The organism is Caulobacter sp. BP25 (genome assembly GCF_002737755.1).
In the GTDB taxonomy this organism is placed as follows: Bacteria; Pseudomonadota; Alphaproteobacteria; order Caulobacterales; family Caulobacteraceae; genus Caulobacter.
The window spans coordinates 392063-404534 of the sequence record NZ_PEGH01000018.1 but is presented as its reverse complement, the minus strand read 5'-3'; the positions used below and the strand labels follow the sequence as shown (position 1 = coordinate 404534).

11 protein-coding genes and 1 pseudogene are annotated in these 12472 nt (G+C 66.0%); 8 read left to right on the top strand and 4 right to left on the bottom strand.

All coding sequences use genetic code 11. The annotated features are described in order from the left end of the window. Positions 1-155: 155 nt before the first annotated feature. Positions 156-755, top strand: a complete 600-nt coding sequence (locus CSW59_RS20640) for a hypothetical protein (RefSeq protein WP_143755005.1) — start codon at positions 156-158, stop codon at positions 753-755. Positions 756-776: 21 nt separating this feature from the next. Here CSW59_RS20640 and CSW59_RS15730 read toward each other — a convergent pair whose 3' ends face one another. Both CSW59_RS15730 and CSW59_RS15725 read right to left on the bottom strand, forming a co-directional pair. Continuing rightward, complete coding sequence (locus CSW59_RS15730) at positions 777-2216, bottom strand: aldehyde dehydrogenase family protein (protein WP_099444926.1); 1440 nt, start codon at positions 2214-2216, stop codon at positions 777-779. Positions 2217-2361: 145 nt separating this feature from the next. Continuing rightward, positions 2362-2832 (bottom strand): NUDIX domain-containing protein, encoded by a 471-nt coding sequence (locus tag CSW59_RS15725; protein WP_099444925.1) that lies wholly within the window; start codon positions 2830-2832, stop codon positions 2362-2364. A gap of 180 nt (positions 2833-3012) precedes the next feature. On the opposite strand from CSW59_RS15725, the gene CSW59_RS15720 reads away from it, so the two are divergent. The 3 genes from CSW59_RS15720 to CSW59_RS15710 are packed head-to-tail and all read left to right on the top strand — an operon-like array spanning position 3013 to position 4763. Next, complete coding sequence (locus tag CSW59_RS15720) at positions 3013-3783, top strand: SDR family oxidoreductase (RefSeq protein WP_099444924.1); 771 nt, start codon at positions 3013-3015, stop codon at positions 3781-3783. A 15-nt stretch (positions 3784-3798) separates the two neighbouring features. Further along, positions 3799-4209 (top strand): dihydroneopterin aldolase, encoded by a 411-nt coding sequence (gene folB, locus CSW59_RS15715; protein WP_201722819.1) that lies wholly within the window; start codon positions 3799-3801, stop codon positions 4207-4209. 5 nt (positions 4210-4214) lie between these two features. Beyond that, positions 4215-4763 (top strand): hypothetical protein, encoded by a 549-nt coding sequence (locus CSW59_RS15710; protein ID WP_099444923.1) that lies wholly within the window; start codon positions 4215-4217, stop codon positions 4761-4763. 74 nt (positions 4764-4837) lie between these two features. Here the strand turns inward: CSW59_RS15710 and CSW59_RS15705 are convergent, their stop codons facing one another. Continuing rightward, positions 4838-5386 (bottom strand): fasciclin domain-containing protein, encoded by a 549-nt coding sequence (locus CSW59_RS15705; RefSeq protein WP_099444922.1) that lies wholly within the window; start codon positions 5384-5386, stop codon positions 4838-4840. Between the two features lie 436 nt (positions 5387-5822). Between CSW59_RS15705 and CSW59_RS15700 the strand changes: the two genes are divergently transcribed. The 4 genes from CSW59_RS15700 (at position 5823) to ahpF (ending at position 9340) form a co-directional block, all read left to right on the top strand. After that, entirely contained in the window at positions 5823-6194 is a 372-nt protein-coding gene (locus CSW59_RS15700; protein WP_099444921.1) for a DUF4870 domain-containing protein, read from the top strand. A gap of 2 nt (positions 6195-6196) precedes the next feature. Then, a complete protein-coding gene (locus tag CSW59_RS15695; RefSeq protein WP_099444920.1) occupies positions 6197-6592 on the top strand; it encodes a hypothetical protein in 396 nt (131 codons plus the stop codon). A 408-nt stretch (positions 6593-7000) separates the two neighbouring features. Next, positions 7001-7564: an alkyl hydroperoxide reductase subunit C gene (gene ahpC, locus CSW59_RS15690; RefSeq protein ID WP_099444919.1), complete on the top strand. Its 564-nt coding sequence runs from the start codon at positions 7001-7003 to the stop codon at positions 7562-7564. 192 nt (positions 7565-7756) lie between these two features. After that, positions 7757-9340 (top strand): alkyl hydroperoxide reductase subunit F, encoded by a 1584-nt coding sequence (gene ahpF, locus CSW59_RS15685; protein ID WP_099444918.1) that lies wholly within the window; start codon positions 7757-7759, stop codon positions 9338-9340. A gap of 249 nt (positions 9341-9589) precedes the next feature. On the opposite strand, the pseudogene CSW59_RS15675 reads toward ahpF, so the two are convergent. After that, positions 9590-12437, bottom strand: a pseudogene (locus tag CSW59_RS15675) (TonB-dependent receptor); the annotation flags it as partial. Positions 12438-12472 lie beyond the last annotated feature (35 nt).

Below are 12472 nucleotides of genomic sequence, written 5' to 3'. Positions count from 1 at the left end.
CGAGACGATCGCCGGGCTGTCCAGGTCACTCAAGGCCGACGCTTCGCGTCGCCGCGACGCGGTCGCCGGAGGCGAGCCTTGACTGACCTGGTCAGTCCGGCACGCTGCTGCCTCCAAGAGATGTAAGGCTGGGTCCGACCCTGGGAGGTCATTCAATGAGCATTTTCGCTCCAGGAATATCAGATGAACACTACGCGGCTTTAGGGCGGATCGCAGACGCCTGGGCACGTCTGGAGCAGATTATCGACCTTATGTCTGTCGCGCTGGTTAGCGATGACGCAGAAGCAGGACTCTGCCTGACTGCACAGGTTATCGGACCTTCCAGGAAAATAGACGCCTTGCTCTCTCTGCTCAAGCTGAGAGGGGCGTCTGAAGGGCTCCTAAAATCTGCTAGATCGTTATCTGGGACTGTAATTGAACTAGGCAATCAAAGAAATCGAGCACTGCACGATCCCTGGTCATCTATAGGCGTCGCGGATGACGGTTACGCAGAAATATTCAGAGGAAGCGGCTTAGGGTTTAAAATCCCCAAGAAATACGCCCCACACAGAACAGAAATTACGGCCCGAAAAACTCTCGTATTCAAAGACAAAAGAGTTGAAACAAAGGAATTAAAAGAACTTTTCAATGCGATTGAATCGTTAACAATGCGTTTTCTCGACCTATCTGCAAAAATTGATGGGGAGAACATTTCTCCAGCGGTAAGGGAAGTGCCAAAAAAGGCGGAGCCTCCCGGCCCCGCCCTCTCCGTCTAAATCAGCAGCAGAGCCAGCCCCCTACTCCGCCGCCACCTTCGCCGAGTAGCCCAGGATCGCCTTGGTCTCCAGGAACTCGCCGAAAGCGTGGTCGCCCCACTCGCGGCCGTTGCCGCTCATCTTGTAGCCGCCGAACGGGGCCATCAGGTCGGGGCTGGCGCCGTTCAGGTTCACCTGGCCCGCGCGCAGCTTGGCCGCCACCTTGCGGACCTCGCCCGGGTCGCCGCCCGAGACATAGGCCGCCAAGCCGTACTCGGTGTCGTTGCCGACCGTGACGGCTTCCTCAACCGTGTCGTAGCCCAGGATCGAGACCACCGGGCCGAAGATCTCTTCCTTGGCGATGGTCATGTCGTTGGTGACGTTGGCGAAGACGGTGGGCTTTACGTAATAGCCCTTGTCCAGGCCCTCGGGACGGCCGGGACCGCCGGTGACCAGGGTGGCGCCCTCGTCGATGCCCTTCTGGATCAGGCCCTGGATCTTGTTCCACTGGGTCTCGGAGATCACGGGGCCCATCTTGTGGTTGCCGTTCGGGTCGCCGACCGTATGGGCCTCGGCGGCGGCCTTGGCGATGGCGATCACCTCGTCCATGCGCGTAGCCGGCACCAGCATGCGGGTCGGGGCGTTGCACGACTGGCCCGAGTTCAGCATCACCGAGGCCACGCCGCCGCCGACGGCCTTCTGGAAGTCGGCGTCGTCGAGGATGATGTTGGGGCTCTTGCCGCCCAGCTCCTGGTGAACGCGCTTGACGGTCGGGGCGGCGTTCTTGGCCACCTCGACGCCCGCTCGGGTCGAGCCGGTGAACGAGACCATGTCGACTTCCGGGTGGCTGCTGAGGGCCGCGCCGACCGTGGGGCCATCGCCATTGACCAGGTTGAACACCCCGGCCGGAACGCCGGCGGCGTGCAGGATCTCGGTCCAGATATAGCCGCTGAACGGCGCGATTTCCGAGGGCTTCAGCACCATCGTGCAGCCGGTGGCGAGCGCCGGGCCGACCTTGCAGGCGATCTGGTTCACCGGCCAGTTCCACGGCGTGATGAAGGCGCAGACGCCGATCGGCTCCTTGACGATGCGGGTCGTGCCGCGGTCTTCCTCGAACCTGTAGTCCTTCAGCACCGCCATCGCCGTCTGGACGTGGCCGATGCCCATGGCCGCCTGGGCGCGCTGGGCCAGCCAGGCGGGGGCGCCCATCTCCTCGGTGATGGCCTTGGCCATATCCTCGAAGCGCTTCTGGTACTCGGCGATGATCCGCTCGAGCAGGTCGATGCGCTCCTCGCGGCTGGTCTGGGAGAAGGTGGCGAACGCCTTGCGCGCGGCGCGCACGGCCTTGTCGACGTCGGCGGCCGAGCCCATCGAGATGACGCCCGCGACCGCTTCGGTGGCCGGGTTGATGACGTCCAGGGTCTTGGGCTGGGCGGGATCGACCCAGGCGCCGTCGATGTAGAACTTGGTGTAGTCGCGCATGACGTTCTCCTGCCCGTTGGGATCGCCCGCTCTAGTTGGGAGAGACGGCGGACGGTTTCAAACAAGCATTTAATGTGATCGGCGTTCAGGTGTGAAGGGGGCGATTTTGAATCCCTCTTTCATGGAGAGAGGGGTTTTTCGCGCCTCACCACATCGCGTCCGGCTCTTCCCCATGCAGCGCCTCGGCGATCCGGCGGCGGGTGGCCCGCGTGGTCTCTTCCGGCAGGTCGTGCGGATCAAACCAGCCCACCGCGTGGATCTCGCCGGCGGCGTTGCTGGCGCAGGTCTCCCAGGCGTCGATGCGGTAGACCAGGACGTGGTCGCCGGGGTGCAGGATCTCGTTGCTGTGGGCGCTGACCAGGCGCGGGCGCGACAGGGCGCGCACGCCCGCCTCCTCGGCCAGCTCGCGGACCACGGCGAGCTCGGCCGTCTCACCGCGCTCGACCCCGCCGCCAGGCAGGTACCAGCCCTTGATGTAGGTGTGCTGGATCAAGAGGACCTTGCCGTCCTGATCCGTCACCACCGCCCGCACCCCCAGCGTCAGCCCCCGCTTGAAGCGGAAGAAGGCGTAGACCAGGGGACGGGTGAACGGTTCGATGCGGCGGCGCCAGAGCATGGGGTAGGTAGTAGCGCGGGCCGGCCTTGCGGTCAGTCCCCACGACCGCTAAAGCCGAAGGGATATCGTCATTCTCTTTCGGAGCCGCGCCATGCTCGCGATCCTCGTCATCGCCATCTTCATCGGCATCGTCATGACGCTGAACGTCTCGGAATTCGGCCGCATCGACTGATCTCGCCGATGAGCGCGCGCGGCGCGGCCCTGGTCACTGGCGCGGGGCGTCGGATCGGCCGGGCGTTGGCCCTGGAGGCCGCCCGCGCTGGCTATGACGTCGCCGTCCACCATCGCGCCTCGGCCGAAGACGCCGAGGAGACGATCGCCGCTGTGCGGGCGCTGGGCGTTCGCGCGGCCCTGGTCCGCGCCGACCTTTCCGACGAGAACGAGACGCGCGGCCTGATCGCCCAGGCGTCCGAAGCTCTCGAACGGCCCGTCACCCTGCTGGTCAACAGCGCCTCGGCCTTCGAGGACGACCGCGTGGGAAACCTCTCCCGCCAGACCTGGGACCTGCATCTCGACACCAACCTGCGCGCGCCGCTGGTGCTGGCCGAGGCGTTCGCCGCCGCCCTGCCGGACGAGCGCTCACCAGCCCTTGGGGGCCTGGTGGTCAACATCATCGACCAGCGCGTCTGGCGGCCCAATCCGCAGTTCTTCAGCTACAGCCTGTCGAAGGCGGGCCTTTGGTGGGCGACCCAGACCCTCGCCCAAGCCCTGGCGCCGCGCATCCGGGTCAACGCGATCGGCCCCGGACCGGTGCTGCCGTCGGTGCATCAGGCGCCCGGCGAGTTCGAGGCCGAGGCCGCCGGCGTGCTGTTGCAGCGGCGCGCCACGCCAGACGACGTCGCCGCCGCCCTGCGCTATCTCATTGACGCCACGTCGGTCACGGGCCAGATGATCGCCGTAGACGGCGGCCAGCACCTGGGCTGGAAAACGCCCGACATCGTCGCTCCGTAATAGAGAGGCCGCCCCTTGGCCGCAGCTCCGCTTCCCGATCCCGCTTCCGCCCCCGTTCAAGACCTGGCGCGCGTCATCATCACCAAGGTCTTCGTGCGCGGCCTGAAGGTCGACGCCCAGATCGGGGTCTATGACCACGAGCACGGCCGCATGCAGCCGCTGGTGGTCGATGTCGAGCTGGACGTGGCCGCCAGCCACTGTGAGCGCCTGCCCGACACCGTGAACTACGAGATGGTCGGCGAGGCCGCCCGCGCCATCGTCGCCGAGGGCCATATCGACCTCGTCGAGACGTTCGCCGAGCGGCTGGCCCAGGCCTGCTTCAGCGATCCCCGCGTGACCCGCGCCCGGGTGCGGGTCGAAAAGCCCCTAGCGCTCGCCCCACACGCCGCCGCCGCTGGCGTCGAGATCACCGCCGTTCGGGCCTGACACCGATGAGCATCCGCCACGGCGCCCGGCTCTCCCCGCTCCAGCCCGAGACGGTCTGGACGCTGGAGGCCGGGGTCCTGGTGGAGACGCGCGGCAAGGGCGAGCGGCGCTTTCCGCTGACGGGCCTGACCCGCTATCGCCTGGCCGTCGGCCAGGACGGGCGCCGACGCAGCCTGCTTTTGACCTTCGGCCGCCGCCGGATGGTGATCGTTTCGCAGAGCTACCTGGCGCCCGGCCGGTTCGAGGACCGGCTGGCCGGCTTCTCGACCCTGGCGCGGGCGATCGCCGCCGTCGGCGCGGACCTCTCGCCCAAGGCCCGGTTCGGTGTCGCGCGGATCGAGGCGCGGGCGGCCCTGACCGGCATGATCGCCCTGACCGCCTTGGGCGCGGCCGCGACCCTGACCTTTTCGCTGAGCGCCGGCATGGCCGCCGTGGGCGTCGACATGACCGCGCGGATGGTCTTCGTCCTGCTGCTGCTGACGGCCGCCCTGCCCTGGATCGGCGCCGGCCCGGCCTTCGACCCGCATGATCCGCCGACGGACCTGCTGCCGTAAAAGAAAACGCCCCGACCATCTGGCCGGGGCGTTGGCGATCGAGGCTGGGGGTGAGACCTCGAGCGGCGGAGGGGTTAGCGGGGCATCAGCACGGTGTCGATCACGTGGATCACGCCGTTGCTGGCGCCCACGTCGGTGGCGGCGACGGTGCTCTTGCCGCCCTTCTCGTCGGTGATCACGACCTTGCCGCCCTCGATCGCCGCCTTGAACTGGCAGCCGCCGACCGTCTTGATCGTGTAGGCGCCGCCGTGGGACTGGATGGCGGCCACCAGGTCCTTGGCCATGACCTTGCCGGCCACGACGTGACAGGTGAGGATCTTGGTCAGGGTGGCCTTGTTCTCGGGCTTGACCAGGGTCTCGACCGTGCCGGCCGGCAGCTTGCCGAAGGCGGCGTTGGTCGGGGCGAAGACCGTGAACGGGCCCGGGCTCGACAGGGTGTCGACGAGGCCGGCGGCCTTGACCGCCGTGACCAGGGTCGCGAAGTCGGCATTGCCGGCGGCGACGCCGACGATGTTGGGCTTGGCGCCGTGGTGGTCGGCGAGGGCGGGGGTGGCCAAGGTCGTGGCGAGCGCCGTCGCGGCGACGGCCAGCACCGCAGTGCGGCGCAGGATCGAACGCATCATCTTTTTGAACCTTCCATCGGATTGGGGGGAGATGGGTGGGGAGAAAGTCGACGGCGCGCGGTCACTAGGCATTACGCGCGGCCGTCCGGATCGGACGCGTTCGGCGAACATGACTTTTTCGTAATGTTCTACGCCGCAGCTCAGATGGAGCGACGAGAGCCGTCTTCCTGGCCCCTGTGGCCAGGACCCATGCCAAGGGAGGTCTGTGCATTCGGAATTGGTCTGGGCGGAAAGTCCTAGAACGCCGATCCAACGCATATGGGCCGGAACCATGGGTCCTGGGCGCAAGGCCCAGGAAGGCGGGTTGTTTCCGGTCTACAGAGAACGATCGCGCCTATCCGAAGGTGAAAACGGCGTCATGACGCCACCTTCATTTGCATCCGGACCGCGACGGCGCGATCGTTGAGCCAACGACGATATCTCAAGGCTCAAACCGTTGTCAGACCCCACCCTCGACCCGGCCGTCCCGCCCAAGCTGCAGGACGACAAGACCCTGCCGGGGATCAGCTACGCCCTGCTGATCGCGGGTCCGCCGACCGGCGGCCTGACCTGCATCATCGCCGCGATCCTGGCCTATGTCAGCCGCAAGGACGCGCCCGAATGGCTGGCCAGCCATTACGAGTTCCAGATCCGGACCTTCTGGCTGGCTGCGCTGTTCGCCGCGATCTCGGCCCTGCTGACCGTGATTGGGATCGGCGTTGTGCTGATGGTCGCGGTCGGACTGTGGATCATCGTCCGCGGGATCATCGGCCTGTCCAACCTGTTTAAGAACCAACCCTATCCCACGCCCAAGAGCTGGATGCTTTAATCATGACCGACACCATCGTCACCCCGAGCTCGGAAGAGAAGCTGCTGCCGGCCGTCGTCTATGGCCTGTACCTGCTGGGCTTCACCAACGGCCTGACCTTCTTCGTCGGCCTGATCGTGGCCTATGTCAGCCGCGACAGCGCCGGCCCGGTCAACGCCAGCCACTTCACCTTCGCCATTCGCAGCTTCTGGCTGTCGATCGCCGGCTTCCTGCTGGGCTTGGCGATCTTCGTGGTCGGCATCCCGCTGAGCTTCGTTCTGATCGGCATTCCGATGCTGATGCTGGGCGGCGCCATCATGGGAGCTATCGGCCTGTGGTTCATCGCTCGCTGCATCGCCGGCATCTACTATCTGGCGCGGGGCGAAGCCTATCCGCGCCCGCAAAGCTGGCTGATTTAGAGGCGCCCGCCCGCCTCCGGCGCCCATCCGAAGGTCGCCCGCGCCCGCGCGGCGACCAGGCGGGGCCTGGCCTCTCGACTTCGACGCGCCACCCCAATCATCTGCTCTGCTGGCGGACGCCGCGTCTGGGGAGGCGCGGAGCCGACGAACGGTCGGATCATCTGGGGTGATCCACGCGATATCGGAGAGAGCGGCGGCGAGCGTGCTCGCAAGGGGATGAACCCGCTCTTTCCATCACGGATCGTCCGTGCACGGCCTGTCCGCTGGCGCGGCGGCGGCGAGCACTCGCCGCCGCCCGGACCGTCGCCAAGGCCCATAGAAACTTTCTATCCCATCTAGAAGATTTATCAATTAGCTCGATTGTGCAGCGCACTATAGACACCGGCCATCGTTTCAACGGAGCGCCCAATGTCGCTGATCAACACCGAGATCAAACCCTTCACCGCCCAGGCCTACAAGGACGGCAAGTTCGTCACGGTCAGCGATGCGGACACCAAGGGCAAGTGGTCGGTCTTCTTCTTCTATCCGGCCGACTTCACCTTCGTCTGCCCGACCGAGCTGGAAGACCTGGCTGACAACTACGACGTCTTCACGCGCCTGGGCGTCGAGATCTACGCCGTGTCGACCGACACCCACTTCTCGCACAAGGCCTGGCACGACAGCTCGCCGGCCATCGGCAAGATCAAGTACACGATGATCGGCGATCCGTCGGGCGTGGTGACCAACAACTTCGAGATCATGCGTCCGGGCGTCGGCCTGGCCGACCGCGGCACCTTCCTGGTCGACCCGCAAGGCGTGATCCAGTTCATGGAAGTCACCGCCGAAGGCATCGGCCGCAACGCCATTGAGCTGCTGCGCAAGATCAAGGCCGCCCAGTACGTGGCCAGCCACCCGGGCGAAGTCTGCCCGGCCAAGTGGGAAGAGGGCGAGAAGACCCTGGCCCCCTCGCTCGACCTCGTCGGCAAGATCTAAGACACGGCGCGCGGCGGCCTGAACCCTCTGCGGTTCCAGCCGCCACGCCCACCCTTGGATGAGACCTATCCGCGTCGCCACCCGTCGCAAGGGCGGGCGGCGGCGCAACCTCTCGATCGCTCGCCGCGTTCGATCCTCCCCAGTCCATCGAACGCCTTCCTTTCACTCCCCTAGCCTTTTTGGGAGCTTGCCATGCTGGACGCCGGTCTGAAGACCCAGCTGACCACCTATCTGCAGAACCTGCGCCAGCCGATCGCCCTGGTCGCGTCGCTGGACGACACGGCCGGCTCGGCCGAGATGAAGGCTCTGCTGCAAGACATCGCCACGACCTCGGACAAGGTCGCCGTGCGCTTCGACGGCCAGGACGAGCGCAAGCCCTCGTTCTCGGTCGAGCGCGCCGCCAACGACGCCAACGTGCGCTTCGCGGGCCTGCCGCTGGGCCATGAGTTCACCTCGCTGGTGCTCGCTTTGCTGCACGTCGGCGGCCACCCGCCGCGCCTCGACGCCGAGGTGATCGAGCGCATCAAGGCGCTGGATGGCGACTACAGCTTCGAAACCTATTTCTCGCAGTCGTGCCAGAACTGCCCCGACGTGGTGCAGGCCCTGAACACGATGAGCGCGCTGAACCCGCGCATTCGCCACGTCGCCATCGACGGCGCCTTCTTCAAGGCCGAGGTCGAGGAACGCCAGGTGATGGCCGTGCCGACCATCCTGCTGAACGGCCAGCCCTTCGGCCAGGGCCGCATGGACATCGAGCAGATCCTGGCCAAGCTGGACACCGGCGCGGCTGACCGGATGGCGCAGAAGATCAAGACCAAGGACGCCTTCGAGGTGCTGGTCATCGGCGGCGGCCCCGCCGGCGCGGCCGCGGCGATCTACGCCGCCCGCAAGGGCATCCGCACCGGCGTCGCGGCGGAACGCTTCGGCGGCCAGGTGCTGGACACCATGGACATCGAGAACTTCATCTCGGTGCCGCACACCGAAGGCCCGAAGCTCGCTTCGGCCCTGGAGCAGCACGTCAAGGACTACGACGTCGACGTGATGAACCTGCAGAAGGCCGTGGGCCTGGTTCCGGCCAAGACCCCCGGCGGCCTGATCGAGATCAAGCTCGAGAACGGCGCCAGCCTGAAGTCCAAGAGCGTGATCCTGTCGACCGGCGCGCGCTGGCGGAACGTCAACGTGCCCGGCGAGGCCGAGTACAAGAACAAGGGCGTGGCCTACTGCCCGCACTGCGACGGCCCGCTGTTCAAGGGCAAGCGCGTGGCGGTGATCGGCGGCGGCAACAGCGGCGTTGAGGCGGCCATCGACCTGGCCGGCATCGTCGCCCACGTGACGCTGATCGAGTTCGACAGCCAGCTGCGCGCCGACGCCGTGCTCCAGCGGAAATTGGCCAGCCTGCCGAACGTCAAGATCGTCACCTCGGCCATGACCACCGAGATCCACGGCGACGGCGCCAAGGTGAACGGCCTGTCCTACAAGGACCGCAACCACGACGCCGTCCACCGCGTCGACCTGGAAGGCGTGTTCGTGCAGATCGGCCTGGTGCCCAACACCGAGTGGCTGAAGGACTCGGGCGTGGCCCTGACCCCGCGCGGCGAGATCGAGGTCGACTATCGCGGCGAGACCTCGCTGCCCGGCGTGTTCGCCGCCGGCGACGCGACAGTGACGCCCTATAAGCAGATCATCATCGCCATGGGCGAAGGGGCGAAAGCCTCGCTCTCGGCGTTCGACTACCTGATCCGCCTGCCGGCGGAGGCGTCGCAGGTCGCGGCTTAGGGAACTGACTCGCGCTCCTCTAACCACCGTCATTCCCGCCCTCGTGGCGGGAACCCCTGGTTCAGCTGGTACGTGAGACGCAAGCGGGCCGCCTGCGGCCCGCCCCTCTTGCCCTTGCGGCGGATAGAGGGGTTCCCGCCACAAGGGCGGGAATGACGGTTTGATTTGTTTGGCTTCAAACGGAGCCAACCAACAAAAAAGCCGCCCGGGATTGCTCCCGGGCGGCTTCTTCGTCTCCAGACTTGACGCTTAGAACTGGATGTTGGCGCCGATGAACACGGTGCGGCCGCTGGTGGTGTAGTTCCACAAGCGCTTGGCGCCGGTTTGGCCGAAGCCATTGTTGAAGCTGTTGTATTGCTCTTCGCGCTCGTTGGTCAGGTTGATCGCGTCCAGCGACAGGCGGATGCGCGGGGTCAGCTGATAGAAGGCCGCCGCGTCGACATAGGTCGTGGCGTTGAAGCCGCCGCTGTCGATCAGATAGTCCGAGCGATAGTTGGCCGAGACCCGGGCGCCGTACTTGGCGGTCTCATAGTAGAGCGTGGCGTTGGCGTTGACGTCCGACAGGCCGAAGATGTCGGTCTTCTGCGACTTGCCGTTGACGAGATTGGTCGTCTCGCTGTCGATCAGGGTCAGGTTGGCGACCGCGCCCATGTTCTTGAACACGCCCGGCAGGAAGAAGAAATCGCTCTGAGCCGACAGCTCCAGACCGGTCAGCTTGGCGTTGTTGAGGTTCACCTGGCGGGTGTACGAGGCGACGATCGTGGAGCCCGTGATACCCGGATACAGGCCTTCGGCCAGGCCGGTGCTGGCGTAGGTGATGCTGTTGGTGAGGCTGCTGGTCGTCGTCTGGCTGGCGACCAGGCCGTCGATGTTCTTGTGGAACACACCCGCCGTCAGCATGCCGACGCCGCCGAAGTACCACTCGGCCACCAGGTCGAACTCGTCCGAGGTGTAGGGCTCGAGGTTCGGGTTGCCGGTCGACACCGTGACGGTGGGCGGCGTGCCGTCGACGCTGATCGTGCCGTTCATGGCGTAGGCGCCCAGGGCCGGACGGTTGATATTCTTGGCGGCGGCCATGCGGACCTGGAACTGGTCGGAGACCTCCAGCACCGCGTTCAGGGCCGGCAGCACGCCCGAGTACTTCTTCTTGGCCTCGGTCGGGGTGTTGACGCCCCGGACCGCCATGACGCCCGACGAGGTCAGCTCGGTCTCATAGGCGCGCAGGCCGGTGTTGCCGCGCAGCGGAAGACCCAGGAACTGGGTCTTCCAGTCTAGCTGCAGATAGCCGGCCGAGGTGTCTTCCTTGACCGAATAGATGCTCCTGGGCGCGCCCAGGGTGCGGGTCACGCCCCACTTCGACAGCGCCTTGTCCCAGTCGACAATGATCCACGACTGGTCGTGGTGCTGGCTGAACACCTTGGTGACGCCGTCGAGGCGGTCATCCAGCGTGCCCTTTTCCCAGGCCGTCCTGTTCACGTCGTCATTGGTCTGGCTGTAGCCCGAGTTCTCGAAGCCGCGATACGAGACGCCGCCCTTCAGGGTCAGGTCGTCGTTAAAGGCGTAGGCGCCGTTCAGCTCGGCGTTCTTCAGTTCGGTGGTCTGGTAGGTGGCCGAGAAGTCGATCTCGTGGGCCCGGTAGTTGTTCGGGTCGGTGGTGTCCCATTTGTAGGTGTTCTTGCCGGTGTCGCCGCGATAGTCGGTGATCAGGCCGCCGAACGCCTCGGTGTAGAACTTGTCCGAGATCGGGATGTCGTAGTCCGAGGTCTCCTGGCCGATGTGGCCGTCGATCGTCAGCTTGTCGGTCACCTTCCATTCGCCGGTCAGCACCAGCTGGTCGAAGGTGTTTTTGGTTTCCTGGCGACGCGTCTCGGTGGCGAAGACGGCGTTGTCGACGTCGGCGTAGATGATCGTGTTGTGCTTGTCGTACTGGATCGAATTCAACACCGAAGCCGGGCTGACCAGATTGCCCGAGTGCGGCGTCGGCGCGCTGAGCACCGTCGAGCCGACCGTGCCGCGCGTGGCCAGGTGCAGTTCCGAGCGGTCATTGGTGAACTTGCCGTGCAGGGCGTCGAGGGTCAGGGTGACGTTCTCGACCGGGCGCCATTGCAGGGCGGCGGTCAGGCCCAGGCGCTCCTGGTCGGAGTCCCAGACCGAAAGACGGTTGCCGCGCTGGAAGATCAGCTCGCCATTGGTGGCCTTGGCCGCGTCGGCGGCGCTCAGCCTGACGACATTGGCGGCCGAGGCCCTCTGAGTGCCGGCGCCATAGGTGTTGTAGCCCTGCTCCTCGGTCTTGCGCTTGGAGTAGGCCACCGAGAACAGGGCGCCGAACTTGTCGTCCCAGTTCTTGCTGATCATCGCCGCGCCGCGCGGCTGGAAGTCCTTGGTGGCGCTGTTGGTGCCGCCTTGCATCGACAGGGCCGCCTTGGTCCCCGAATAGTCGAACGGCTTGGCGGTGTAGAGGCCGACCGTGCCGGCCATGCCGCCTTCGTCCTGTTCGGCCGAGAACGACTTGCGCACGTCGACCTTCGAGAACAGGTCCGAGGCGAAGATGTTGAAGTCGAACGCCCGGTCGCGCGAGGTCTGGCCACGGCTGTCCATCGGCGAGTCGACATTGCCCAGCACTTCCATGCCGTTCAGCTGGACGCGGGTGAAGTCGGGGCCCAGGCCCCGCAGGCTGACCCGGCGGCCTTCGCCGCCTTCGCGGTTGATGGCCACGCCCGGCAGGCGCTGCAGCGACTCGGCCAGGTTCAGATCAGGGAACTTGGCCATGTCCTCGGCCACGATCACGTCGGTGACGATGGCGCTGGTCCGCTTGGCCTCGCGCGCCGCGCCAAGCGACTTGCGGAAGCCGGTGACGACGATGGCGTCGACGGAATCCGCCGGCTCGGCGGCGGGCGCGGGGTCTTCGACCCGGGCGAAGGCGGCTGGCGCGAACGTGGCCATGACGAGCTGAGCCGCGCCCGCCAGGAGCGCGATCTTGGTGCGAGACATTGCAGGATCCCCAAACTTCTTCCGCCGGAGGAAAGCCGCCACAATTTGGGCGCCGACGGTTAGGGCGGGCGTTAGGGGCTCTCGATGACGCCCGCGTCTCGGTTTTTTAAAAGCTTGATGACGAGACCGCGATTTCCCACC